General features: G+C 61.8%; 24 protein-coding genes and 2 pseudogenes. 6 read left to right on the top strand and 20 right to left on the bottom strand.

Translation table 11 applies throughout. The features are described 5' to 3' along the window. Positions 1 to 74 precede the first annotated feature (74 nt). A complete protein-coding gene (locus tag ACSVHC_RS00825) occupies positions 75 to 1,274 on the top strand; it encodes a Gfo/Idh/MocA family protein (protein ID WP_439180370.1) in 1,200 nt (399 codons plus the stop codon). Between the two features lie 506 nt (positions 1,275 to 1,780). Here the strand turns inward: ACSVHC_RS00825 and ACSVHC_RS00820 are convergent. The 3 genes from ACSVHC_RS00820 to ACSVHC_RS00810 all read right to left on the bottom strand — a co-directional run bounded on the left by ACSVHC_RS00820 (position 1,781) and on the right by ACSVHC_RS00810 (position 4,458). Further along, positions 1,781 to 2,587 (bottom strand): DeoR/GlpR family DNA-binding transcription regulator, encoded by an 807-nt coding sequence (locus tag ACSVHC_RS00820; protein ID WP_439180369.1) that lies wholly within the window; start codon positions 2,585 to 2,587, stop codon positions 1,781 to 1,783. Beyond that, the gene (locus tag ACSVHC_RS00815; protein ID WP_439180368.1) at positions 2,584 to 3,438 is read right to left on the bottom strand and encodes a class II fructose-bisphosphate aldolase; all 855 of its coding nucleotides are present in this window, start codon (positions 3,436 to 3,438) and stop codon (positions 2,584 to 2,586) included. The genes ACSVHC_RS00820 and ACSVHC_RS00815 overlap by 4 nt, the downstream gene beginning before the upstream one ends. A 63-nt stretch (positions 3,439 to 3,501) precedes the next feature. Continuing rightward, complete coding sequence (locus ACSVHC_RS00810; RefSeq protein ID WP_439180367.1) at positions 3,502 to 4,458, bottom strand: 1-phosphofructokinase family hexose kinase; 957 nt, start codon at positions 4,456 to 4,458, stop codon at positions 3,502 to 3,504. A 201-nt stretch (positions 4,459 to 4,659) separates the two neighbouring features. Between ACSVHC_RS00810 and ACSVHC_RS00805 the strand changes: the two genes are divergently transcribed. Further along, a complete protein-coding gene (locus ACSVHC_RS00805) occupies positions 4,660 to 4,839 on the top strand; it encodes a hypothetical protein (protein ID WP_439180366.1) in 180 nt (59 codons plus the stop codon). 38 nt (positions 4,840 to 4,877) lie between these two features. Here ACSVHC_RS00805 and ACSVHC_RS00800 read toward each other — a convergent pair whose 3' ends face one another. The 3 genes from ACSVHC_RS00800 to ACSVHC_RS00790 are packed head-to-tail and all read right to left on the bottom strand — an operon-like array spanning position 4,878 to position 7,330. Continuing rightward, a complete protein-coding gene (locus tag ACSVHC_RS00800; RefSeq protein ID WP_439180364.1) occupies positions 4,878 to 5,189 on the bottom strand; it encodes a GntR family transcriptional regulator in 312 nt (103 codons plus the stop codon). Continuing rightward, positions 5,179 to 6,117 (bottom strand): sugar phosphate isomerase/epimerase family protein, encoded by a 939-nt coding sequence (locus tag ACSVHC_RS00795; protein WP_439180363.1) that lies wholly within the window; start codon positions 6,115 to 6,117, stop codon positions 5,179 to 5,181. Before ACSVHC_RS00795 ends, ACSVHC_RS00800 begins: the two co-directional genes overlap by 11 nt. Before the next feature lie 28 nt (positions 6,118 to 6,145). Beyond that, entirely contained in the window at positions 6,146 to 7,330 is a 1,185-nt protein-coding gene (locus ACSVHC_RS00790) for a Gfo/Idh/MocA family protein (RefSeq protein ID WP_439180362.1), read from the bottom strand. A gap of 226 nt (positions 7,331 to 7,556) precedes the next feature. On the opposite strand from ACSVHC_RS00790, the gene ACSVHC_RS00785 reads away from it, so the two are divergent. Then, entirely contained in the window at positions 7,557 to 8,531 is a 975-nt protein-coding gene (locus tag ACSVHC_RS00785) for a LacI family DNA-binding transcriptional regulator (RefSeq protein ID WP_439180361.1), read from the top strand. Positions 8,532 to 8,639: 108 nt separating this feature from the next. Here the strand turns inward: ACSVHC_RS00785 and ACSVHC_RS00780 are convergent, their stop codons facing one another. From ACSVHC_RS00780 to ACSVHC_RS00755, 6 genes and pseudogenes are all read right to left on the bottom strand, one after another. After that, positions 8,640 to 8,834, bottom strand: coding sequence for a hypothetical protein (locus ACSVHC_RS00780; RefSeq protein WP_439180360.1), 195 nt, complete (start codon positions 8,832 to 8,834; stop codon positions 8,640 to 8,642). Between the two features lie 459 nt (positions 8,835 to 9,293). Beyond that, positions 9,294 to 9,610 (bottom strand): annotated as a pseudogene (locus ACSVHC_RS00775) (transposase); the annotation flags it as partial. A gap of 655 nt (positions 9,611 to 10,265) precedes the next feature. After that, a complete protein-coding gene (locus ACSVHC_RS00770) occupies positions 10,266 to 10,958 on the bottom strand; it encodes a response regulator (protein WP_439180359.1) in 693 nt (230 codons plus the stop codon). Continuing rightward, positions 10,948 to 12,522, bottom strand: coding sequence for a histidine kinase (locus tag ACSVHC_RS00765; protein ID WP_439180358.1), 1,575 nt, complete (start codon positions 12,520 to 12,522; stop codon positions 10,948 to 10,950). Before ACSVHC_RS00765 ends, ACSVHC_RS00770 begins: the two co-directional genes overlap by 11 nt. A 50-nt stretch (positions 12,523 to 12,572) precedes the next feature. Continuing rightward, on the bottom strand, positions 12,573 to 12,989 hold the full coding sequence (locus ACSVHC_RS00760; protein WP_439180357.1) for a hypothetical protein: 417 nt from the start codon (positions 12,987 to 12,989) through the stop codon (positions 12,573 to 12,575). Between the two features lie 106 nt (positions 12,990 to 13,095). Then, positions 13,096 to 13,368 (bottom strand): hypothetical protein, encoded by a 273-nt coding sequence (locus tag ACSVHC_RS00755; RefSeq protein WP_439180316.1) that lies wholly within the window; start codon positions 13,366 to 13,368, stop codon positions 13,096 to 13,098. A gap of 395 nt (positions 13,369 to 13,763) precedes the next feature. On the opposite strand from ACSVHC_RS00755, the gene ACSVHC_RS00750 reads away from it, so the two are divergent. The 3 genes from ACSVHC_RS00750 (at position 13,764) to ACSVHC_RS00740 (ending at position 16,113) form a co-directional block, all read left to right on the top strand. After that, positions 13,764 to 14,456: a hypothetical protein gene (locus ACSVHC_RS00750; RefSeq protein WP_439180315.1), complete on the top strand. Its 693-nt coding sequence runs from the start codon at positions 13,764 to 13,766 to the stop codon at positions 14,454 to 14,456. A 215-nt stretch (positions 14,457 to 14,671) separates the two neighbouring features. Next, positions 14,672 to 15,643: a carbon-nitrogen hydrolase family protein gene (locus ACSVHC_RS00745; protein WP_439180356.1), complete on the top strand. Its 972-nt coding sequence runs from the start codon at positions 14,672 to 14,674 to the stop codon at positions 15,641 to 15,643. Further along, positions 15,640 to 16,113 carry a GNAT family N-acetyltransferase gene (locus ACSVHC_RS00740; protein ID WP_439180355.1) on the top strand — a complete coding sequence of 158 codons (474 nt, stop codon included), beginning with the start codon at positions 15,640 to 15,642 and terminating at the stop codon, positions 16,111 to 16,113. Before ACSVHC_RS00745 ends, ACSVHC_RS00740 begins: the two co-directional genes overlap by 4 nt. Before the next feature lie 162 nt (positions 16,114 to 16,275). On the opposite strand, the pseudogene ACSVHC_RS00735 reads toward ACSVHC_RS00740, so the two are convergent. The 8 genes and pseudogenes from ACSVHC_RS00735 to ACSVHC_RS00700 form a co-directional block, all read right to left on the bottom strand. Next, a pseudogene (locus tag ACSVHC_RS00735) lies at positions 16,276 to 16,458 on the bottom strand (inositol monophosphatase family protein); the annotation flags it as partial. A gap of 291 nt (positions 16,459 to 16,749) precedes the next feature. Further along, complete coding sequence (locus tag ACSVHC_RS00730; RefSeq protein ID WP_439180389.1) at positions 16,750 to 16,917, bottom strand: inositol monophosphatase family protein; 168 nt, start codon at positions 16,915 to 16,917, stop codon at positions 16,750 to 16,752. A gap of 38 nt (positions 16,918 to 16,955) precedes the next feature. Beyond that, a complete protein-coding gene (locus tag ACSVHC_RS00725; RefSeq protein ID WP_439180353.1) occupies positions 16,956 to 17,135 on the bottom strand; it encodes a hypothetical protein in 180 nt (59 codons plus the stop codon). 402 nt (positions 17,136 to 17,537) lie between these two features. Next, entirely contained in the window at positions 17,538 to 17,837 is a 300-nt protein-coding gene (locus tag ACSVHC_RS00720; protein WP_439180352.1) for a hypothetical protein, read from the bottom strand. Positions 17,838 to 17,958: 121 nt separating this feature from the next. Further along, a complete protein-coding gene (locus ACSVHC_RS00715; protein ID WP_439180351.1) occupies positions 17,959 to 19,470 on the bottom strand; it encodes an APC family permease in 1,512 nt (503 codons plus the stop codon). Between the two features lie 269 nt (positions 19,471 to 19,739). Next, positions 19,740 to 20,945 (bottom strand): M20 metallopeptidase family protein, encoded by a 1,206-nt coding sequence (locus tag ACSVHC_RS00710; RefSeq protein ID WP_439180350.1) that lies wholly within the window; start codon positions 20,943 to 20,945, stop codon positions 19,740 to 19,742. Then, on the bottom strand, positions 20,942 to 22,102 hold the full coding sequence (locus ACSVHC_RS00705) for an amidohydrolase family protein (RefSeq protein ID WP_439180349.1): 1,161 nt from the start codon (positions 22,100 to 22,102) through the stop codon (positions 20,942 to 20,944). Before ACSVHC_RS00705 ends, ACSVHC_RS00710 begins: the two co-directional genes overlap by 4 nt. Next, on the bottom strand, positions 22,092 to 23,390 hold the full coding sequence (locus ACSVHC_RS00700; RefSeq protein ID WP_439180348.1) for a type I glutamate--ammonia ligase: 1,299 nt from the start codon (positions 23,388 to 23,390) through the stop codon (positions 22,092 to 22,094). The genes ACSVHC_RS00705 and ACSVHC_RS00700 overlap by 11 nt, the downstream gene beginning before the upstream one ends. Positions 23,391 to 23,643 lie beyond the last annotated feature (253 nt).

The raw sequence follows: 23,643 nt of genomic DNA, 5'->3' as shown, positions 1-23,643 counted from the left end.
CGATGGAACGGGCCCGTGCACGCGTTCGCCACAACCAAACCACTGCTCGAACATATGTACCTAAGGAAAGACTTATGGATCTCAAGGTTGGAATCGTCGGATTTGGGCTGCGGGCGAGCCTCTGGAAGCACGCCCACAAGCCCGGGGAAGGCTCCGAGGTGACCGTGATTTGTGACCGGAGCGAGCGCGGCCGGGCGGACGCCGCGGCCAAAATTCCGACGGCAACCGTTACCGCGGATCTGACGGTTCTGCTGAACTCCGGCATCGACGCGGTCCTGGTACTCACCCCGGACAACCAACATGCCTCGGTGGCGGTGGAAACGCTTAAGGCGGGCATCCCCACCTTCTGCGAAAAACCCCTGGACGTGAGCCTGTCCGCCGCGGACCTGATCCTGCAGACCGCGTACGAGACCGGCACCCGCCTGTATGTCGGCCACAACATGCGACACATGCCCGTGGTGGTGCAAATGCGTCGGCTGATTGAAGAGGGCACGATCGGAGAGGTCAAGGCCATCTGGTGCAGGCACTTCGTCGGCAACGGCGGAGACTACTACTTCAAGGACTGGCACGCCGAACGGGCCAACACCACCGGCCTTCTCCTGCAGAAGGGGGCCCATGACATCGACGTGATCCACTGGCTGGCCGGCGGCTACACCAAGCGGGTCTCTGCCATCGGCGCCCTGGCCGTCTACGGGGACGTCGCCAGCCGCCGGGACAACAGCGACCGCCGGATGGAGGACTGGTTCAGCCTAGAGAACTGGCCGCCCACCGACCAGACGGATCTGAACCCGGCGATCGATGTGGAGGACATCTCGATGATGCAGATGATCCTGGACAATGGGGTGCTGGCATCCTACCAGCAGTGCATGTTCACCCCGGATTACTGGCGGAACTACACAGTGATCGGTACCCGCGGCCGGATCGAAAACTTCGGCGACGGGCCGGGAGGTTCCATCCACGTCTGGACCACCCGCACCGAAACAGGACTCAGCGAGCCTGATGCGAAAATTGAAATACTTGAAGGCGACGGCGGCCACGGCGGGGCCGACCCGCTCCTGATCGCGGAATTCCTATCCTTCGCGCGCAGCGGCGGAGCGACCCAAACGAACCCGATCGCTGCCCGGGAAGCCGTCGCCGCCGGGATCCTCGCAACAGAGTCGCTGCGCAGCGACGGCTCGGCCCGCGAAATCCCCTCACTCGCGCCGGAACTCCTTGAGTACTTCAACGCAGGCCAACCCAGCCGCGCCACAAATCGAAGCCGGAAAAATACATAGATTGATGACGGCTCGTATCCGTCGAAGTCCAGCTGCGATCAAGATCGCCGCTGTTCGACGGCGTCTCCGCAGGGGGCGGCTCGCGGAATTCACGCTGGACCCCGTTAGGAACTATCAGGGCAACAGGTGACGCCCCGGTCCGGAGCCCGGGGTGTCACCGATCCCGCGGGAAAGGTGTGCACCCTGTCCCACACCTTCACAGTCGACTGAGCCGACTGATAGAACTTGCAGGAAACGCCGGGAATAGGACGGTCCTTGGCTGGGCACCTTCGCATCAGATCCTTGCAACCACATCGCTGTTGTTAGAGAGGTTGTCACAGTCGAGCAGACCCGCCGACCCGGCGTCGAGGTCAAGAGAGTTGTGTCAGAGGCAGCGCGGAGAAGCCGGATGACATGGTGAACGTCTCCGCTGAGCGGATTGGACTGTGGCCGGCTGCAGCGGGCTGCTCGTGATGCCGGCTGAAAACACCTCGGTCCCGGCCCGCTGAGCGACAGGTGCGCGGCGGCTAGATATCGGTGTCGGTAAGGTCCGGGGCGATGATAACGTGGATACCGTTTTCCTTGAACGCGCTCAGCTGCTCGCTGGTCACCGCTGAGTCTGTGATCACTTTGTTAAAGTGATACCCCTCCATCGTGGCACATGACCGTCGGCCGACCTTGGAGGAGTCGGCGAGCACATAGGCTTCGGTTGCCCGCAGGGCCATCAGGGAGTTGGCGGCGGCTTCACTTTCATCGTTGATGGTCGGGCCAATGACAGGATCGATGCCGTGAACGCCGACGAAAGTGAAATCAAGCGCGACGTTTTGCAAAATGGTGTCCGTGTACGGACCTACAAGCTCGTAGGAGCGTGGGTTCAGGATCCCGCCGGAGACCATGATCTTGAACTGGGGACGCACCGCCAGCTGAGCGGCGATATTGATGGCATTGGTCACCACTGTCAGCGTGGGCCCGTTGGAGGCTTCCATCAGGTCGGCCCTGGTCGAAAGCACCTGCGCCAGGGCGGTGGTTGTGGTTCCCCCGCAGAGACCGATGACGGCACCCTTGGGAATCAGTTCGCTCGCCGCACGTGCGATTTGCTGCTTCTGCAGGGAGTGATCATCGCGGTTGTACCGGCCTGGGAGGTCATAGGCGACCGAGCCATGGGTGGCACCCCCTCTGGTCCTGCTGACCAGCCGTCCAGTGGCCAGGGCATCCAGGTCCCGTCGCGCCGTGGCCGGAGAGACCCCCAGTCTGGGGGCTAGGTCATCCACTGCCACCTGCCCGGATTCTGCCAGCAGATCAAGGATGGCACTCAACCGTTCCGTACGGTTCATGGCGTTCCCTGGAAGGGTGGCCGGGAAAACAGGTTTAGAAGCCGGGAAACTTCGGGGGTGAGAGCCTCACGGCCGGCGCGCAGGTACTTCCTTGAATCCACTACGGAGAGATTCTCATCGAGGTATTCTCGCACTGCGCGGGTGAAGAATCCGTTCAAGTGGGTGGAGACGTTGATTTTGGTCATGCCCGCCGCGATGGCTGCGACTATGTTCTCATCCGCCACGCCCGAAGAGCCATGGAGTACCAGTGGTACCGCCAACGCCGTTTTGAGCTGGCCGATCCGGATCAGGTCCAAGGAGGCCCGGCGTTCGGTCATAGCATGTGAGGATCCGACGGCCACGGCGAGTGCATCCACGCCGGTTGCGGCGACAAAGGCGGCCGCTTCGGCGGGGTCCGTCAGCACTCCTGGAGCGTGGGCTCCGTCTTTGCCGCCGACCTTTCCCAGTTCGGCCTCAACGTACACTCCCCGGGCGCGGGCATAGTCAGCCACCCTCCTGGTGACGGTGACGTTTTCGCTGTAGTCCAGGTGGGCCCCGTCATACATGATGGAACCGAAACCCAGGTCCACGGCCTGGTAGGCCAGTTGCTCGTCTTCGGCGTGGTCCAGGTGCACGGCCACGGGCACGGAGGCGCGGCGCGCAATGGCCAGGGTCGCCAGGGCCAACGGTTCCAGTCCGCCGTGATATTCGGCGCAGTTCTGCGAAATCTGAAGTACCACCGGAAGACCCGCGAACTCGGCCCCCGCGACGAGCCCTTCGGCGGTCTCCAGGTGGATGACGTTGAACGCTCCCTGTCCGGTGCCGGCTTCTGCGGCCCGCTCCATCAGTTCGCGGGTAGGGGTCAGGACCATTGCATTCCTTTACGTGGAGGTTCCGCACCGGGTTGTGCAGGGGTGTCGCGGCAGTTGCCGGGATCAGTGACGGCTGACGACCAGTTCTTCGGCCAGCTCGAGGTGCCGGGGAGAAATCTCCCCGGCAACGGGCATCAGCACGGCTGCGGCGCTCCAAGCCGTGGCGCGCCGCAAGATGTCTTCGGCCCCTGTGAGGCCTTGCGAGAATGCAACGGCGGCCGCGGCGACGGCCGCGTCGCCGGCTCCGGTCGGGTTGCCGCGCAGTGGTGCCGGAAGGGCTGCCCTCAGGTAGCTGCCGGGGGCGTCGGCGTCGAATATGGCCATGCCGTCCGCACCAGCGCTGAGCAGGACCCTCCTGGCCCCCAGACCAATCAGCTGCCATGCCGCTGAGGCCAGATCCGTTTCGCCCGTCGCCTCGATCAGCTCGTGGTTGTTGGGCTTCAGCAGATCTGCACCGGCCCGGGCGGCTGAAAGGATTCCCTGCCCCGATGTATCAATGATGACTGGCACGCCGGTTCGGTGGGCCCGATCCACCAGTGAGGGGTAAAAAGTCTCAGGGGCGCCGAATGGAAGGGAGCCCGCACCGACCAGCACACCCGCCTGAGAGCCTTCTTGAAGCCACCGGCCGTTCAGGCTCTCGCCGACGGCACCGTCCAGGCTCAGCCATTCCTCGGGCGTCAGCGCCGGACCCTCTTCGTTGAATATGCTTGTCTCGTCGCGGACCGTATCAACGATCGTGACGGTCCGGCGGGTCTGCGACCCGACATTGACCAGACGATGCGGCATGCCCGGGGACTCCAGGTCGCGGGCAAATTGTTCACCGGCAGGGCCCCCGGCCGTCGCAATCGCCAAGGTGGGGAAGCCCAACTGGTGGGCCACCCGCGCTACGTTAATCCCTTTGCCTCCGGCACGATACACCGGGGCCGGGACGCGGTGCGAGTCGCCCGGTCGCAGCCCCGCAACGGCATACGTGGCATCAACGGCCGGGCTCGGCGTGACCGTGATGACCGTGGGAGTCAATATTGTCCTCATACCGCGATGGCCCGCAGCCAGACATCAGACTGCCTGGAGAGCTCCGAGTCCATAAACTCCCCGCCCTGGCCGTGGACAGCAGTATCAGTCATGGAATTCTCCTTAATCAGCGCTGGGCTTATTTGGTTGGTAGAAAGCCAGTCCTCCGTTATCCAGCACCATCTGCATCATGGAAATGCTTCCACATCAATGACGAGGCTCAGCGCCGCCGTGCTGTGGTTCCGGATACGGGTGCTGATGCTTGGATGGCGGCAGGATCGCGGCTCCCCTGTGCCGCTGGAACTCAAGTGGTCCGTGTTGGCAGACATGCTTCCGAGCGATGCGTCCATTTCCCGGATGTACAGCGGTTTCGGGGCGCCGAAAGCGTAACCTGTCCGCCAACCGCGGAAATTGGGTGTTCCTCGCAGCTACTGGACGATTGTGCCTGCAGGTCGGTGGCGCGTGAGGACGCCCTTGCCGTCGAGGTAGGCCCATGCGTTGCGTACCGTCGCGACGGCGACGTTCAGTTCGCGGGCCATGTCCTTCTCCGGGAGCAGCCTGGTTCCGTGGCTGATTGTTCCTGATTCCACGGCCTTCTCCACACTTTGTGCCAGCTGATAGTAGAGAGGTTCCGGGCCGCAGCGCTTCAAGTGCAACACCTGGGAGTATGGCGCGGGGGCCGCCCCAGGCGCCGTCTCGATGAGGGCGCCTGAGGCGGCTTTGCCTTTGTCAGTGCGCATCGTGGGGGGTTCGTCGGACCTCGGCTGCAAACTGGAGGCTGCGGACTCCGCAGCCTCCAAGGTGGGTGCGGGTTCGCCGGGCGATGGACAGTGGAGCGTCGGGCGGGCACGGGTACATGTCCTGTTCGACGATGGCGAAGATGTCCGCGCCGGTGCGTTCGACTGCTTCCAGGAGCGGCGGGAACTCCGGGACGCCGAGGGGCGGTTCGGTCATGGCGCCGAGCGTCACAGCTTCGCTGAAGGGCAGGTTCTCGGCGTGGACCCTGGCGACGATCTCCGGGTTTACCTGCTTGAGGTGCAGGTAGCCGATGCGTTCGGGATGGCGGTTGATAATGGCGAGATTGTCACCTCCACAATAGGACACATGGCCGGTATCCAGACACAGGTTCACGTAATCGGGATCGGTGCCCTCGAGAAACCGGGTAATCTCCTGCTCGGTGGCCACGTGGCTGTCGGCGTGCGGGTGGTACTGAAGGTGGACTCCGTATTGTTCGAACATCGCCTTGCCGAGGCGATCCACGCCGGCGGTTTTCGCTTTCCACTGGTCGGTTGTCAGTTCGCCGGGCTCGAGTTCGGCGCCGGTGTAGAGGTCCCGCCACATTTCCGGGAGGACGACGACGTGCTGTCCGCCGAGTGCCGCGGTCAGGGCCGCGACCTCGGTGACCTGGTCCCAGACAGCATTCCAGGAATCCGACTGATGCAGCCGCTCCGAAACCGTTCCGGCTGAGAGGCGGAGGCCGCGTGCTTCGAGTTCGTCCTGAAGCAGGATGGGGTTGGTGGGCAGGTAGCCGTAGGGTCCAAGTTCGATCCATTCATAGCCCGCGGCGACGACTTCGTCGAGGAAGCGGGTGTAAGGGACTTGGTTGGCATCGTTTGGGAACCAGACTCCCCATGAATCGGGGGCTGTTCCTACGCGGATCGAGGCCATCTGTTTCTCCTTCCGAGGTTCGTATGGATCAGGCGTGCTGACGCGAGTCGACGTCGACCGGGGTGTTGGATTCAGCGGCCTCCAAGGCCGCTCCGACGACGCTCATCATCGAGACGGCTGTCTTGAAGTTGGTGTCCATGGGGCTGCCGTCACGGACGCAGCGCAGGAATTCCTGGATTTCGGCGACGAACGCCTCCGCGTAGCCGGTACCCACTCCGGCACCGGGCATGGCGGCGACATCGTTGAAGTAGGGGTGTTCGGGGCCGGTGAAGATCCGGCGCGGGCCGTTGAAGGCAGCCGAGGCCACCCCGCTCTCAAAGAGGTGGAATTCACCGGCGCTGATCGAGTCGAAGACGGCGTGTCCGTTGGAGCCAAAGGCCTCGACGCCAAGCGAGTTCGGGACGCCGCTGGCGATCCGGCTCAGCGTAATCTGGCCCACGGCACCGCCATCGAACTCCACTGTCAGCAACGCGACGTCATCGTTGGTGACCGGACCGCGCTCCTCAGTCGTCGCTCCGCCGTGACCAATCGCCCCGGCAGCAGGCTTGGGACGTTCGGTGATGACGGTACGCAGCGTGGAGTTCAGGACGCGGCTGACCGGACCGACGACAAACTGCGCGGCGTCGATCGCGTGGGCGCCGATGTCCAGGAGCGCACCACCACCGGACTGTTCCTGAGAATAGCGCCAGGACAGTGCGCCGGACGGATCGACGGCGTAGTCAGCGTTGTACCATGCCCGCACTGTGTGGACCTTGCCGACAGCCCCGTTCTGTACGGCCTGGGCGAGGGCTGCGAGGCCGGGCAGGCGGCGGAAGGAGAACCCGACGCCGGTCACGGCAGTGCATGCTTCGGCAAGGTCGGCCAGCCGACCGGCTTCTTCGCGGGTGCGTCCGATGGGCTTTTCCGCGAACAGGTGCTTGCCGGACGCGATGACCTTGGGCAGGACCTCGGCGTGGAGGTGGTTCGGTAGGGCGACGCTCACGGCGTCGATCTCAGGATTTGCAAGGAACGCCTCGATGTCGGCGACCGCGTTGGCAAAGCCGTAGCGGTGGGCGACGGACTGGGCCAGTTCGAGGTTGGGGTCGGCGATCGTGTGCAGCTGGACATCGATGTCGCCAAGATCACGGGCCATGGAAGCGTTGCGGTAGCCGAAGGCATGGGCCTGGCCGGCCATACCGGCGCCGATGATGCCGATACGGATGGTGGTAGTCATGGGTTTTTCTCTTTCTGGCGGCAACGGCTGTTCTGTGGCGTTCGTACCGGAGGGCTTCGAGTTCGGCACCTCCGAACCTTACCGGCGGGCAAGGCTCCTAAATCTAGAGCGCACTAGATGCGATAGTGCTTAAAACCTAAAGCGCTCTAGAATAGATGTCAAGGGAAAATTGTTGGCTCGTCTAGTCCTGATGAGAGTACGGAGGCCAGGCCCAGTGAATGTAACAATGTCGGACGTCGCCCGCGCCGCAGGAGTTTCTCCCGCGCTCGTCTCGCTTGCCTTCAGGGATGCTTACGGCGTCAGCAAGAGCTCCCGCGATCATATTCTCGCAACAGCCGCAAAAATGGGGTACCAGCCAAACCGCGTTGCCTCGCGCCTCGCCAGCAAGACTGACGATACTTTGGGCGTGTTCTTACTAGACCTCCACAATGAGGTTTTCGCAGACATGTTCGACGGAATGCGCGAAGCGGCACAACTGACGGGACGTGAGCTCGTTCTGGCAGTCGGGTCCGTCAGCGGGGGCTTGGACCGCCCGGCCCTGGACTCACTCGTCAGAGCCCGCGTGGACGTCACGATCGCAGCAGGCCTTCTATTGTCAGACTCCGAGCTTGCGGCCTACTCCGGACGGCTCCCCCTCGTCAGCGTCGCGCGGATCGTCCCCGGTTTCGACGCCGTCGCCTCGGACAACGTACTTGGTGCCAGCCTGGCCGTGGAGCACCTGCTCTCCCTCGGCCACCGACACATCGTCCACCTTGCCTCTCCTCCAACGGACGGCTACCTCGGCCGGCGGGAGGGCTACGCCCGCGCCATGAAGAATGCCGGGCTCACTCCCCATGTGATCACCTGCGGCTATTCACGAAGCGCAGCTTTCGAGCTCGTGGGCCCGCTCCTGGACAGCGCGGACCGACCGACAGCAATTTTCACGCACAACGACCAGACCGCCCTCGGGGTCCTCGATTCTGTCCACTCCCGAGGCCTGCGGGTACCCAAGGACATCACAGTCGTAGGCTACGACAATACGTCCGCGACCAACCTGCCCGGCATCGATCTCACGACGATCGATCTGCATCCCGTCGACCTCGGCCGACGAGCCGCGGAAATAGCCGTACTCCGATCCAAAGATCCAGCGTCGGAACCAATGGTCGAAGTCTTCACCCCATCGCTTGTCGTTCGGGCATCCTCGGCACCCCCGCAGCTATGAGCATTCCCCAGCCGAGAGAGCTTCCGGCCTTTTTATCTTCCAGACGTGGCTAGCGGGGGAAGCGGAGCTCTTCGGGAGTCGCCCTGAGAATATCGTCTCGGGGCGAATCTAAGAACCGTGGGCTGGATCCCGGGCATCCGGCCACGTAACGCCCAAAGCAACCTCTGCAGGCACCGGATCGGGCACTTTGAACCAGTAGGAGATGTCCCATCGGCCCATGCCACCGCCACCGGATTGGACTTCGACCGGAACGCGCACAGGCTCATCACCCGGGCTTTCCGCATCCCTAAAGAGGGCTTCCACGACCAAACCTCCGGAGGCAGGCTCCGGACGTGGAACCTTCTGTGCGCCTGGACCTTTCAACGCCAGATCAGGAGCGCTGAAGATCTGAAGCGTGAAGCAGAGCGCCCCAGGAAGGGCCTGCATGCCCCTGAGGGCTAACACCGAATTTTCACCTTCGGCCTGGTCATAGAAACATCTCGAGCCGCGGGAATGCCGGCCAACACGGCCGGCCGTCCCAGCAGACAGGCCGATCCAAGAACTCAAACGCGGGCCAGGACAATAGCGGCCCCGGCTGCAACTTCGCACCGACTGGCAGCGGAGGACACCGGATTCACCCGTTCGCACCATACTCTCTAACCTCTGGCGCAGAAATTCAACGCCTTGCACTCAGCCAGACTCGTTGCTGGGGCACCCGGTGTGTCGCTCAGGTGGGTACCGTTCGGGCCGTCCTAGTGGGCTCCGTTCAAGTTGACACATTCATCCCTCGGCGGCCAGATCCGGGACCAGCGGGTAGATCTGTAATGGGTTGATGTCCCTTTCCAGATAGGAAGCAGCCCGACGGAGAATTTCATTCTCCTGCTCCAACAAGCGGTTGCGCTTCTTCAACTCCCGCATCTCGGCCGATTCCGCCGCTGCCGGGCCGGCCTTGGTCTCCTTACGTTCGGCGATGGCAATCCAGCGCTTCAAGGTCGTGACCGAAGGCCCGGAATCCTTCGCAATCTGCGCCAGCGGCGCCTCGCCCCGGGGGCCACATCAATGACATCGTGGCGGAACTCCGCCCCATAAGCCGTAGGGATGGTCAGCATCCTTCCACGAGCACCAGCTCGCTAGGTCAAGGAGTCAACAAAACCGGGGGCAGTCCCCTAAGTGTGCTCTCCACATTCGTCGACGGACCGTTCGGGCAGGATCAACTGCATTGGCTGAACAGTAAGACTCTCTCGCACCACGAAACGATATCTGAAAGTGTAATCAGGTAGGACGCCCGCTACCTGTCTGTAATCGCACAGCTTCAAGTGACACGTCACTGATGCTGACCGGGCCTAAGATAACGTGTCGAAAATGCTGAAATGACAGGGCAAGTCCCCAGGCCCCGAGCGTCAGTATTAGTTGCCGGATACCTCTCAACCCAGCTTTGTGGGCTCCAACGGAGATGGCTGCCCCCACCGCAAATCCGGTCACGTGGGCTGCGAAGTCGCGACGTCGCTGGATGCGTGTTGCGAGATCAATCTCAGGTTGGTTGAGCATCATTTCGTCTTTCTTTCTAGTTGGTTTTACGGCCGTCGATAGACGAACGATCGATGGCCCGCGCGGGCTAGGGCTGGGCCGGCCCACCGGGCGGTTGAGTTAGCCATCTGGTAGCGGAGTCCGCGGGGCTGCGCAACAGCAGCGACAATTCTGCTTGTCCTGATAGCTGTCGGTACCTATGGCTCATGCGGGTATCGCGCTGCGAAATCAAGGGCTTGCGTTATCATTTGGTTCGGATCCAGCCGGGGAAAGGAGTCGGTGCTGAACAGCCCACATGGCCGCCTGGGTCCGGGACGTGAGGCCAAGCTTTGCCAGGATATTCGACACATGCGTGCGCGCAGTGCGCTCCGTGACGGACAGGCGTGTGGCAATTTGCTGGTTGGTGTAGCCCTTTGCCACGAGTACGATGACGTCACGTTCCCGGCCGGTCAGGTCGGCTGCAGGGTTGGGCCGCCGGGAGGCCGCGATCATTGTCGTGGCTACTTCGGGCTGAAGCACCATTTTTCCTGCAGCGACATTCCGGATTGCCGCCAGCACGTCGTCGGCGTCGGCATCCTTGAGGAGGTATCCGGATGCACCGGCATCCAGTGCGGCGCTGATCTTTTCTTCCTCGAGGAAACTTGTTACGGCTATAACGCGGAGTTCCGGCCAACGGTCAGTGACTGCTTTGGTGGTTTCGATTCCGTCCATCTCGGGCATGAGCAGGTCCATGAGCACGACTGACGGCGGTGTGCCGGCGTGGACGAGAATGGCCAACTCGTCTAGTGCTTGCCGGCCGTTCTCGGCTTGGCCAATTACGTCGATGCCGTCCTCACCCGACAGGTAGGAGGCAAGCCCGCGTCGCACGACGGCGTGGTCATCGACGATGAATACCCTGATAATCGGGGCCTCATTGTTCATTATTTTCCGCTTTCGGAGTGCCTGCGCTGGTAGGGATGCTTAGCTGAATTGTGGTGCCTTCTCCGGGCGCAGTATGGAGTTCGAAGTACGCCTCGATTACATCGGCCCGCTCGTGCATGGTTTCCATGCCCAGATGACCGGGGCGCAGCACCGAGGGGTCAAAGCCCCTTCCGTTGTCCGCAACGGTTATGACAACGGTGTCCTGCAGGTCAGTGACTGCGATATCAATGGCTTGGGCCAGCGAGTGCTTGACCGCATTGTTGAGCGCTTCCATGACGGCCCGATAAGCGTTTTCTTCGGCGAATGAGTCCAGCGGGAGCCGTTCGCCGGGTCCGTTGACATTGATCCGGATCCCGCTACGAGCGGATAGGGCTGCTGCCTGGCGTGTAAGGGCAACGACGAGTCCAGCATCCTGGAGAGACTCAGGACGAAGCTCGAAAATTAGGGCCCGCATTTCTGCCAGGGCGGTCCCTGTGAGTTCGGCAAGCGCCGACAGATCAGGCAGTAGCGTCGTCCTCAGCGCCGCAGCATCTTCGCTGTGCCACCGGTCCAGCTTCTTCATCGCGCCCCGTGTGTGGAGCGTCATGGCGAAGAGAGCCTGGCTGACAGAGTCATGCAATTCGCGGGCGAGGCGGGCACGTTCCTCTAGGGTGGCGGTCCGCTGGCTGATGTGGCGGAGGTGGGAGTGTTCGGCAGCCAGCGACGCTTCGTCTGCGAGAGAGGTCAGGACCTCCAGTTCCTCGGCTGTGGGTGCCGGAACGTCTGCCGGAAAATAGGCAGCTAATCCTCCGAGCGGGCGCCCGCCGTAGCCAATGGAAATGTAGACAGCGGTTTTCCAATCAAAAGAGACATCCAAGCAGTCACACAGAGGGGCAAAGGCGGGATCTTGGCGCAGGCGAGTCCTGGCATCGGCAACGACAACGGGGCGCCCGGTAAGCCAGACATCGAAAAACGGGATCCGACCGCCGGCGCTGGAGACTTCACGCTCGGCTTTCCCGTATCCTTCAGGGGCCCCCGAACGTCCTCCGGTACGGATCACAAGGTCATCGTCCACAAGACCGATCCCGACCATCAGAGCCCGGGTACGGGTTTTCCCCATCTCTGCCAGCATTCCCAGGCGTTCCACCAGATCAGGCGCATGTGTGTTCCCCAACATGGGGTGGGAGGCCCATATCGCCCGCGGGTTCGGTGCGTTCCGGATGATGGGCCGGAATACCGCTGCTCCGTATCGCCTGTGGCCGTGCTTGAAGGTCATGTTCGTCCACGACATTTCCACTTCCGCCCCCGCCCTGGTCAGCAGGGTCCCGGTATAGGTGCCCATACTTCCTTTCAGTTGGGCGCGGTAAGACTCAACCATGACCGCATGCATGCGCTCAGGGAAAGTCATCAGAAAATCTTGGCCCTGGAGTTCCTGAAGGGCGTAACCCATGATGCGGCAACCGATGGGATTGACCCAGACGTAGCGCATCTGGTCATCGCAGACCACTACCCCGTCGGCCGCGTTTTCCAGAACGGCGAGGGCGATAGAGGGATCCAGCCCCGGATTCCCGCGACGGTCAGTCATGACTTTATTATGCGGCAGGGGTGGGTTGGCAGACATTGATTCCGACGGACTCATTGGGCGTCCTCTCCGGGGTCCCGCCGGTAGAGCACCCTCATCCAACGGGGACCGGTTCCGCGTCCTCCGGGACTGTCGAGATCCTCATAGCTGACAGGGGTAAATCCCATCCGATTGAGATCCTGCAGATCCTGCGAAACGATGCTGTCCTCCACTATGCCGGTGTTGCCAGGTTGAGGGGCGATGACCAGCAGAAGGCCCCCCGGGGCCACGGTGTCCGCCAACGCCCTTAGCGCATCCCTACCCAGGACCACTTGCTTGCCGCAGGGATAGGGAACAACCCCTGCCGTGAGAAGCGGGGCCGACATGCCTCGCGCCTGGTACCTGTCCGACCTGCCCTCCCCCGCCGGCACCTTCGCCAGGACGGCCGCGTCCTGCCCGGCCCCGGCAAAGAGGACTATGTTGCCGGTCAATCCCGGGGAGGCGTTCTCGAGCCACTCCTCCCACAAAGGATTAGGGCGTACAGAACGCTCGTCAGCCGGGACGTGCTGATTGCGTGTATGTGCGTGTCGCATTGGGCTATGGACGCACGGGGGCGGGTCCCCACAACCGGGTCGCGACTGCATCCGCTCCCACGTTCCCCAATATGAGCCCGAAGACCAGGGCCGGCACGGCCATCCAGTCGGACAACAAACCGGAAGCGCCGATGCCGGCAACCACGGCAACGAGGACGATGGCGTTGATCACGCCCGCGCCGAAAGCGGTGGCGCCGGGGCTCCTGCGGCGGACCCAGTCCACGGGCAGGCCAATCAAGGCAGCTGCGAAAGTACCGGCAAGAAAAGCGAAAAGCATGACGGGATGTCCTTTCATCTCAGAAGGCCAAAACCCCGGGAATCGGTTCCCGGCAAGCCCCTATATCCACTACATGCCATCCACTACATGCCATCCACTACACGCTATCCACAGACGGCCCACATCGGAGGATCAGCCGGTCCTCACTCTGCCGAATGACGCACGATCCACGGATCCGGCACCGAGGCAGGCCGCGACATACGTCATTCCGCCGGTGATCCCTCGTCGCAACCGCCACCAAGAGGCAGGGCAAAGAGCCGATGCGAGGCAGCGCCAACCTTGGAAAACTCATTACGTGGTCCTCAACGGCCCCGTCCCCGAAAGGACGAAGGCCCCCCATCCAGGCCGTTGGGGGCCACAAAGCAACCGTTCCCCGACCCGTCAAAGGATTTACCATGTACGCAGCAGCACACACCGCCATCGCCCTCGCGGGCAAACGCCGGGTCCCGGCAGCCTCGCTGCTTGGGCTCATGGTCTCCGCCCAAGCCACCGAACTCCTTTGGATAGGCCTCAGCTACGCCGGCATCGAGCATTCCGAAGTCGACGCTTCCGGCACCCTGCATCTTGAATACCTGCCGTACTCCCACTCCGTTCTCATCGGCCTGGGCCTGGGCGTCCTGCTCTGGGCACTCCTGCGCTGGGGCTTCCACAAACCCGCCCTCGCCACCGTCTTCGGCCTCACCACAGCCAGCCACATCATCCTGGACATCATCCAGCACGAACCCAACATCCGCCTCGTGCCCTGGCTGGACAACCCCACCTTGGGACTGAACCTCGCAGCAAACCCCTGGCTCGATTTCGCCGTTGAAACCGCCCTCTGCATCGCCTGCTGGGCCTACTACAAAGGCACCTGGAAACTGCTCACCGGCCTCGTCGTCCTCAACCTCACCAATCTACCCATGATGCTCGCCGGCGAAGGCAGCGCCCAGGCCATGGGCACCAGCCCCTACATCCTGCCCACAGTCATCCTCATGACCGTTCTCCTCGCCTGGATCGTCACCTACCAGCTCGCCAAAAAAGGCCCCCGTGCATCCAAACCGTCCGCGAACCCTCACGACCTCGACACCCACGCACCCACAACCCCCTAGAACAGACGCGCCTCCCAGCCGGCTTTCCCTCTCCCCTCGCCGAGCACCAGCCAACACCCGCAACAACAAGCAAACCGCAGCAAGCGTGTTCGGTCGACTAACAATCATGACCGCGCGCCACCGTCATACCTGCCGCAAATTGACGCTTCGACGTAATTCCGGGTGAACCTGCGCGCTACCCTTAACCACTGGCTCTCCGAAGGATTCCCCAACTCATGCCCATACCCGCAGACCGTCCTCAATTACCATGCAGCGAGCTTCCCATCGCAATTGTGCAGTATCAGGCCGTACCCGGAGGAGTGGTAGCCAACGTAGCCAGCCACGCGGAGCTGGCGACTGAGGCTGGGCGGCAAGGCGCCCGGCTGATCCTGTTTCCCGAGCTCTCTCTCACCGGATACGACCTGCAACTTCTGGACGAACCCGAAAGCTGGGTGACACAAACGGATGACAGGCTTGAACCACTGCGATCGGCCGCCAGACTAACCGGCGCCGTCATCGTCGTCGGAGGCGCCCTGCGGGATCGCGACGGCACGGGGCGGCTCGCCTCGATCGTCCTGGATCCGGGCAGCAGCCGTGACCGGCACGCATTCAAGACCCACCTCCATGACAAGGAACACGAATATTTCACCGCCGGAAACGGCGCCCTACTGATCGGAGTGAACGACTGGACAGTTGCACTCGCCATCTGCCTGGACGCCGCCCACCCCACCCATGCCGCTGAAGCGGCCGCCACGAACGCGCACGTGTACGCCCTGGCCGCACTCTACACCCACGGGCAAGAACGCCGGCTCGATCTGCACCTCGGCTCACGAGCCATGGACAACAGCCTCTACACAGCATTGGCCAACCATGCCGGCGCTGGAACCGACTGGACATCTTGCGGGGGAAGCGGAACCTGGGGACCGGACGGGACCCGCCGGACCGGTCATCAACCAACACGCGGTACGACGCGTTCTCAAATAATTCTCGATGTCCTACCCGGAAGACTCCCGAATTCGGTGGGGCGCATGTCATCCCCTGGACAAACCTCACCTCATTCCCCGGACCGGCGTCAGAATCTCACGCCCGAGGGGCGGCCTGTGGTCCCGAATCACCAGCGTGGCGTCTCACCGCCATCCGCCGACCGGGCTGTAGGCGGCGAGACAAACACACCTCAGAAACCAAACGACATGGAGGTACCCATATGAAAAACGAGTCCTTCCGGTTGCGCCCCGCGTGTCCGGATGACGCCCGGATAGTCCAGACGCTCCTACAGGAACTGGCCTCTCTCGAACACTCATTGGAATACGTGAAGGTGACGACGGAACAATGGAAGACACTTCTCGCTAGAGAAGATGTTCTAGTCTTACTGGCAGAACGTGCAGAGGGGGTTGCCGGTTACGTCTCCGTAGTGCGGCGTCCGCACCTGTGGAGCGGACAGGATGTCCTCGCGCTGGATGATCTCTACGTTCGGGCGGATGCACGAGGGCAAGGAGCGGGGGAACTGCTCATGAAAGGAATTGCAGCAGTCGCTGAGCGCGAGGGACTGACCATTACTTGGGGAGTTCGCCTGGACAACGAAGCAGCGCAACGCTTCTACCGGCGGATGGGAGCACGGTTGACCACAAAGGTCCTCGCCAGCTGGGAGGTCAGCGAATACAGCCCCATGCTCCGTTGACTTGAAATGCAAATCCAAGCCACAGCCACAAAGACACATGGGACTGGCGTGGCCAACAAAAACCGAACGTGTGACCTCTTAACGATAAATGGTCCACTTCTTGCAGCGCTCATAGTCAGACCGTTCGCCGGCTGTCTACCGGCGAGCGTTGAAGTCTATGGTTTACCAGGCCGGATGGGAGACTGCGACTACTCCGCCAACTTTCTGGGGTCGCACGACCGATAGCCCTGCTTCTTCAGCAATGAGTCCTGCAGCCGCCCAGTCGTGCTCGCTGAGATCTGATTCGAAAAATACATCGATGGCCCCCTGTGCGACACTGCACATTTCAAGGGCTGCGGAGCCAAACCGCCGAAGATCTGTGTAGCCCGAACATCATTGAGGGCAGCTCAGCGTACTGTTGGTCCCGGATCCGGCTCGAATAAGCGAAGCCGGTCCCGAGTAGTCTGATGTTCTTCGGCGGGGACGGTTTCAAACGTCTGATGCCCCATCGCAGCGCATCCAGGATCCGCCGCCTGGCGGCGAAGTACGTTTTACGCAGGGCCGGTGGTTAGGTCCCCGGACCCGGAACAGCTTGACTGCTAACGGGGGCCAAACCACCTGAGCAACGATCACGCCGACAACCCATTCGTCGGTGACCTATGAAAAGGCGGCCACAGAAGTGCAGTAATAGGGGATCCTTCTCGTGTAGTTTGTTGTGCCATCCAACGGATCAACCGACCAGCGCACACCGTCGTCTCTGATGGCGGGGCAGGTAGCTCCGAGCTCCCCGTGAATCGCGTCGAGAGGGCGCGCCGCCGAGATCACTTCGCGGATAGCTCTCTCGGCGGCGACATCAACGTCCGTCACAAGGTCGCCGAGTTCCCCTTGACGACCATGGCGAACCGGTCCCGGGCCATGTCTGAGAGAACCTTCGCGCCGGCCGCCGCCGCTGCCGGGGCGGTGCTCAGTAGATCCCCGTACGCGATATTGCTCTCTGCCAACACCAGCTCTCCGCGGAAGGTGACACCGGTGCTTTTCCTCACCTGGAACCTGCATAGTCATATATGTCGTTAGGTCAGGGTGGCGCGGAATTTCCGCGCTTCGCCGACCAGCTCTTCAACCCGCGCCTTGTCCGCACGGTTTTCAAATATTCCATTCTCCAGCCCGGCGGCGCCCGCGTTCAGATCTGTTGCCCAACATCCTCCCAAGGCGAAGGCATGGAGGGCACCGTGGTGGGCGAGACCGACTTTGACTTCGCGCAGATGAGAGAGACGGCAAACTCACGGCAAAGAGCATGCAGGTTTGAAAGGAAGCCGGACGCTGGGATGACAAGCCCACCATCCGACAGAATGGGCTCCAAGATGAGGCAGACGATGCTGCCGGTCTCGAGGTGGCTTCTCACTTGACCGATGATCAATTCCACCGCGGAGGCGATGTCCCCGTTATCAGCCGTAGTGGAATCGGTACGGAAGAAAGACCACACCGTCATCCTTCTGCTGGCCGGAGGCGACGCGGATAGCTGATACCGCCATCGCGGTCCCGATGCCCCCGTGGTAGCTGCCCTCGCAGGCCAATACTTTGCGTCGGCCTGCCCGCAGGGCAACGTCGCGGGCGTCCGACCCTGAGTTTCCGAGATAGACGCGTCGGTCTCCCGTGCCTAGAACCAGTGCCCGGAAATTCTCGGCCAGACCGACTGCGTGGGGGTGTGCGGTGACCGTGCCTTCATCCGGATGCTGATAGGTCAAGCAGTTCCCAGCCGGAGGGTTCAAAAAAGGCTGGATCCGCGTCCTTCGACGACTTCGACCGGAAAGAAGCACAGTCTTTCAATGCCGGCGATGGTGCGTTCGTCTCTCTCGTACAGGCTTGTCATTGCAAGACCTGGTCCATGTCCTGGCGCTCGATTTGCTGTGCCGGAGCGAGATTCAGCTCCTTCGTCAGGGCGATGCCGACTTTCACGGCGATCCGGGAAGCTGCGAATGCCAGGACAAGGCCAATGGCACACCAATACAGGCCGAGAAGGGGGGCAGCGTCTGGCGCATCCGCGTCCTTGACATTGAACCACAGCACGACAGCGATCACGACAGCGCCTGCTGCCGGAAGGGCCACTCCCAGGAACCTGCCCCGGCCTCCGTGGATCACGTCGAAGCGTCGGTTCCCGGTGAACCACATCGCAGAGATCTCGACCATGAAGTAGGCGACCATCAGGCATACGGCACCAGCAACAGCGAAGAGGAAGTACATGTCGATGGGAGGGTTGTTTGTGCCCATGACCGGCCACCCCGTGAAGCTGCTGATAAGGCCTGCAACCAAGGCGAGGACGACGACGAGGATTGTCGCACGGCGAGGTACCTGATTCTTCTGATCCAGTACGCTGAGCGCAGCAGGACCAAATCCATCCCGTGCGAAGGCGTAGATCATGCGCCCGGCCGTGGCCGAGGTGGCCACGTGGCATCCGAAGGCAGCGCAGATTCCGGTGAAAATGATGATTAGGCTGAACACGGTGCCGATGTAGTCGTGCCCGAGGTCACCCAGGGTGTTACTTGAGGTCTGCATCCGGGTGAGGCCGGCTTCGTCAGTTCCAAAACCGATGGTTTGGGCCAGCATGACAACGACAAACAGCACGCCGGTGATGATGAGCGTTCCAGCGAGAGCGCGAGGTATGTTGTGCTTGGGGTTGTCCGTTTCTTCGCCAAGGGAGGCGCTGGCTTCAAACCCTGCCCAGGACAGGAACGCGGCCACTACGCCAGCCATCACTTGGTCGGCTTTCACGCCGTCGAAGCTCAGGACCGAGAAATCCATTCCTGTCGTCGGTGCTCCGCCCTTGGCAAAAATCACTGCAACGAGGATGACCATCGCTACGATTCCCACGCCTTCAATAATCAGAAGAATCTTGGCGATCAGAGCAGCTTCGCGGCCGGCGAGTCCGAAGGAGAGCACAGCACCCACGATGAGGAGTACGGGCCACGGAATCTGAAAGGGGTCCCTGGTAGCGCCCTGCAATTGGGCCAGAAGGGAATTCACGAACGCTGCAGTCAGTGAAAGCGTGCCGATAGAGAACCCCAGATAGGCCCCCAGCATGGCAAAGCCTGCGAAGAACCCAGCGCGCGGTCCGACGGTTCCGCCCACCAGCGCATACGCGGAACCGGCGTGATTCAGGTGGCGTGTCAGGCGCACGAAGCCGTAAGCGACGAGGAACACTGCGACCAGGCCGATAACGAACACAAGGGGTACGGATTTACCTACGACGCCGATAAGCCCTTGCCCGTTTCCGGACATCGCGAGCGTGGGTCCAACTGTTGCCAGCGATAAAGCCAAGGCGGCCCAAAGTGGAAGCTTGGGTTTTGTTCTATTTGGTGTCTGATTCGAAGAGTCCCGCATTGATTACTCCTGGTTGATTGGCAAGTTGGCCAGGCTGGCCCACGAACGTAGGTGCCCGAAATGTTTGCGGCAGCAGGTGCTGAGCTCCCGCAGGCGATAGGACTGGCTAACAGAGTGTGGATGGGTTGGGAGGTACCGGAGATCCTGGACCACCGAACGGGCTCGGCCGGTATGCGACCATCCCTATAGGTGGGATGGTCTGAACTGGGAAGCGATTCAGTTTTCTTGCCTGAGCACTGAAGGCATCCGAGTTTGGATACCGGTCTGGGCTAAGCCCGGATGACTACACCGTTTCCCCTGTGTGTGAGTGGCTGTGTCGCACTGAGGGCAGCTGCGGCAGCATAGCCGCTGAGCATTGCGTAGGCGACGTCGCGGACATGGGTGCTGTCCGGGGCAAAACTGCTTGAATGGAGCCTTTCATTTTGATCGTCCGTACCGACGAACATCATCAGCGAGGGGTACTTCTCGCAGAAGTATGCGAAATCATCAGAGCCCGCCGACCTGAGAGTGCTGTTGATCCTAAGCCCCAGGGATTCCAGAAGGGGCCGGGCGGGGAGAGCGATCTTCTCATCGTTCTCCAGTACTGGCTCTCCGCGGGTGATTTGCACTTGTGCGCTGCAGCCATGAGCGGCAGCGACGTTTTCTGCGACCTCCTGCAGCCTGAGCAAAATGTGTTGCCGCACGTGCACGCTCATGGCCCTGACTGTTCCACGCGCTGTTGCGGTTCCCGGGACAACGTTGGGGGCAGAGCCGGCGCTTAGTGTCGTGACGGACAGTACAGCTGATTCCATGGGGTCAGTGGTCCTGCTGATGATGCTTTGGAGGGCCACCACGACGTGGGACAAGGTGAGGACGGGGTCTACGGTCAGGTGCGGATAGGCGGCGTGGCCGCCCTGGCCGTTGAGGGTGATTGTGAACTCATCGGATGAGGCGTTCACTGAACCTACGGTGCAGGCCACGGTGGCTCGCGGAAGGAGCGGTTGAAGGTGCGCTCCGATTACCGCGATTACTTCTTCGTTGTCCAGGTTTTTGTCCACGCAGATGTCCTTCGCGCCGGATGGGTATGTTTCCTCCCGAGGTTGCAGGACAAGCAATAGGGGGACCGCGCCGGGGGTTCCCGAAACTGCGCGCGCGAGAGCCACCGCCGCGGCCATGTGAACGTCGTGACCACAGGCATGCATCACGCCTGGGTTTACAGAGGCCCACGCCAGCCCGGTGGTCTCCGCCGTTGGCAGGGCATCGAGCTCGGCCCTGAGTGCCACGGCCGGTCCTGGGCCGCCGACCCGTACCAAGGCCCCTGTCCCGGCTGTGGGAACAACCACGGCGTCGATGGGCAATGCGTCAATGATCCTTTGGCATGTCTGTCCCTCAGCGCCGGAAATGTGGGGGAACCGGTGGAGATCTTCCCGGAGCCGGTAGGCATCCTCAAGCTCTTGGTCGACGCGGGTCCGGAGATCCTCCAGAAGCTCGTTCATCCGTGTCTCCTATTAAGGTGGTAGACCCTTGTTGCGTTTTCGGAAGCAACCATGTTCACGACGCGTACGGCGTCGTTTTCTGACCAGTCTCCCGCTTCGACCCAGCGTTGCAGCACCTTGGTCATACCCTTGCGCCACAACGTGGCTCCGAGGTAGTGCAGTTCGACAGGGCCCCAAGCGTCAGATGAGAAGAGGAGCTTGGAGAACGGCGTCAATTCGAGTGATTCAGCGATGATTTGTTCGGACTGCACGCCTGCGTAGTTCACACCGAGTCCGACGTCGAAATAGACGTGAGGGAAGACCTGGGCTAGGTAGCCTGCTTGCCGATGGTAGGGGTAGCAGTGCAGGAGCATGATGTCGACAGCGCTGGGTTCGATGAGTTTGATCCAGGGAGTCAGCAGCAATGGGTCGCATCGGTCCAAGCGCAGGTCGGGGTCGCCGTAGCCCGTATGTAGCTGGATGGGCAATCCGCGGTCCACGCCGGCCCACAGGAAGAAGCGAAGAAGAACGGGGTCTTCCACCTTGAGTGGGCCTCCGGCGGCGACTCCTTCGAGCCATTGTCCAGCCGCTTTGACGACCTCGTCATTGGCTGGCCTGGCCGGTTCGAAGTCGAATCCCCATCGGTAAGCAATGATGCTCTTGACGCCGACGGCGTGTTCTGTTGACCGGGCCAGAGCCTGAACGTATTGATCGGGAAAGTCCTTCGCATTGCCCCCAGAAGCCGCCAGAGATTCTGCGACCGCTTCCAGACGGACAACTTCACTTGCCAGCCTGCCAGCGCTGCGCCCCATCTCTTCAGGGTTGAGGATTTCGTCTCCCCGGTATCCGGTCTCCACCAGGAAATGTCCGATGCCTGAACCCGACAGTAAACGACGGTTCACCTCCACCGTGCCCAGAGTCAGACGTTTCTGCATGTACTCCCGAGCGGTGGCGTATTCGGGCAGGTCCAGCACTGGAGCGCACCAGCGGCGGATGGCAAAGCCGACCTGTGAATCGAACTGCGACATCCAGGCTGGGATTTCCCGATCCGATTCGGTGATCAGCGTCTCAAACTCGCCCTGGGAAACATCGTTCTTCAGGGCGCCGTGAACGTGGTGATCAACGAGCAGTACGTCACGGATGGAACGGCTTAGTAATGTTTCGTGGTTAGTAGACACCGGCAACCTTCCGGACTTTTTCTAGATCAGTCAGTGAAGCTGTCAGCTCGGCTTCGCGGCGCTTGACGGCCAGGTGCGTTGCCAGGAGGTCCTGATCGAACCAGGACGCCACCACATGATCCTGTTCCAGGTAAACCAGGGCCTGTTCCAACGAGCCGGGAAGTTCAGGAACGTCGGCCAGGTCCGCTTCGGTAGATTCCTCGCTGAACACTTCGGGCAGAGGATAGTCGCTCCCCCCGTTGATTCCCGCAAGTCCTGCTCGAATCAGGACCCCGAGAGTCAACCAGGGGTTCGCTGTCGCATCGGCGGCACGGTACTCGAGGTTGAACTGGCGCTCCGGAGCGGAGCCTCCCATGGAACTGGTCGGGCAAATCCGCAGCAATGCCTCCCGGTTTCGTTCCGCGAGGAAGACCCCGCCGGCGCTCCACCTGTGCGGAGCCAACCGTTGGAACGAAACGGGGCTCGGTGCGGTCCATGCTGTCAGTGCGTGCGCGTGGCGCAGGACTCCGCTGCTGAACTTGGCTCCGATTTCGGAGAGCCTTCCTGGCCGTGATTCGTCAAACAGCACCGGCCTGCCTTGGTCATCGACAAGGCTGATGTGGACGTGGACTCCGGTTCCCGTCCCGTCAGGGTCCTGGAGGGGGGCGAAGGACGCTTCTAGGCCGCGGCGAATGGCTAGGTCCCGAACCAATTCGCGAAGCAGAACGGCCCGATCCGCAGCGATAAGGGCTTCACTCGGCTCCAGAGTGATTTCGAACTGGCCGGGCCCGTACTCGGGCAACCAGTTCTCCGGTGCCAGGCCGCAGTCGGTGAGCATGCGAATGAGATCGGAGCCAAAGGGTTCAGCGTCACGGTGCCGACGCAGCGAGAAGGAATCCGAGTTCGGCAGTCCGTTGAGGACGAATTCATGCTCAAAGCTGGCGATAATCCGCAGTCCAGTTGCTTCGGTAAAATCGCTCAGGGCCTTCCGCAGAAAGGTACGCGGGCAGCATGCCCAGTCGCTGCCATCGGGGTTGGCCAGGTCGGCGAGGAACAGCTTCATACCGGGGGTCTCGCCATCGGCCGGAACGGTAATTTCGGAGAACTTGTCAGCTTTCAAACGCAGATCACCGGTTGAACCAAAGGCACTCTTGGGGGCGATGTCACCAAAGGCGGTGATGCCCAGATTAGCTGGCACCCAGCCCAGGCCCGAACGCAGCACAGAGTCGTAGGCTTCCGACGGCGCTCCCCGGCCCCTTACCTTTCCTGAAAGGTCACAGGTGGCAACGAAGATTTCTGGATACGTCATGAGAAGCTCCCGGCAATTGATCTAATGGGGCTGACGCGTAGTGGCTTGGATCACGTCGCCTTATCTATATTTAGTAAAATTCATTACAGGAAGAGAGTCAAGGCACAATTTGTAACAATAACGTCATGCGCGAGGTGCGATTGAACTGGGCAGGTAAGGCCTTCGTAGCCCAAGCTGCCCCGAAGCCCGCGTCGGGAAAGGCATCAAGCGAGGCCCACCGGACCAGGCCGGCACAGTGAGTGATCCGCAAACC

It is taken from the genome of Arthrobacter sp. KNU-44, assembly GCF_051843155.1.
Lineage (GTDB): Bacteria > Actinomycetota > Actinomycetes > Actinomycetales > Micrococcaceae > Arthrobacter.
This window is presented reverse-complemented; position numbering and strand designations above follow the sequence as displayed.

Bases quoted from the DNA above. Each gene is read 5' to 3' on its own strand.
- ACSVHC_RS00825 (WP_439180370.1), top strand. From the start codon at position 75: ATGGATCTCAAGGTTGGAATCGTCGGATTTGGGCTGCGGGCGAGCCTC.
- ACSVHC_RS00820 (WP_439180369.1), bottom strand. From the start codon at position 2,587: ATGAACCGTACGGAACGGTTGAGTGCCATCCTTGATCTGCTGGCAGAA.
- ACSVHC_RS00815 (WP_439180368.1), bottom strand. From the start codon at position 3,438: ATGGTCCTGACCCCTACCCGCGAACTGATGGAGCGGGCCGCAGAAGCC.
- ACSVHC_RS00805 (WP_439180366.1), top strand. From the start codon at position 4,660: ATGACGAGGCTCAGCGCCGCCGTGCTGTGGTTCCGGATACGGGTGCTG.
- ACSVHC_RS00800 (WP_439180364.1), bottom strand. From the start codon at position 5,189: ATGCGCACTGACAAAGGCAAAGCCGCCTCAGGCGCCCTCATCGAGACG.
- ACSVHC_RS00795 (WP_439180363.1), bottom strand. From the start codon at position 6,117: ATGGCCTCGATCCGCGTAGGAACAGCCCCCGATTCATGGGGAGTCTGG.
- ACSVHC_RS00790 (WP_439180362.1), bottom strand. From the start codon at position 7,330: ATGACTACCACCATCCGTATCGGCATCATCGGCGCCGGTATGGCCGGC.
- ACSVHC_RS00785 (WP_439180361.1), top strand. From the start codon at position 7,557: ATGTCGGACGTCGCCCGCGCCGCAGGAGTTTCTCCCGCGCTCGTCTCG.
- ACSVHC_RS00770 (WP_439180359.1), bottom strand. From the start codon at position 10,958: ATGAACAATGAGGCCCCGATTATCAGGGTATTCATCGTCGATGACCAC.
- ACSVHC_RS00765 (WP_439180358.1), bottom strand. From the start codon at position 12,522: ATGACTGACCGTCGCGGGAATCCGGGGCTGGATCCCTCTATCGCCCTC.
- ACSVHC_RS00755 (WP_439180316.1), bottom strand. From the start codon at position 13,368: ATGCTTTTCGCTTTTCTTGCCGGTACTTTCGCAGCTGCCTTGATTGGC.
- ACSVHC_RS00750 (WP_439180315.1), top strand. From the start codon at position 13,764: ATGTACGCAGCAGCACACACCGCCATCGCCCTCGCGGGCAAACGCCGG.
- ACSVHC_RS00745 (WP_439180356.1), top strand. From the start codon at position 14,672: ATGCCCATACCCGCAGACCGTCCTCAATTACCATGCAGCGAGCTTCCC.
- ACSVHC_RS00740 (WP_439180355.1), top strand. From the start codon at position 15,640: ATGAAAAACGAGTCCTTCCGGTTGCGCCCCGCGTGTCCGGATGACGCC.
- ACSVHC_RS00715 (WP_439180351.1), bottom strand. From the start codon at position 19,470: ATGCGGGACTCTTCGAATCAGACACCAAATAGAACAAAACCCAAGCTT.
- ACSVHC_RS00710 (WP_439180350.1), bottom strand. From the start codon at position 20,945: ATGAACGAGCTTCTGGAGGATCTCCGGACCCGCGTCGACCAAGAGCTT.
- ACSVHC_RS00700 (WP_439180348.1), bottom strand. From the start codon at position 23,390: ATGACGTATCCAGAAATCTTCGTTGCCACCTGTGACCTTTCAGGAAAG.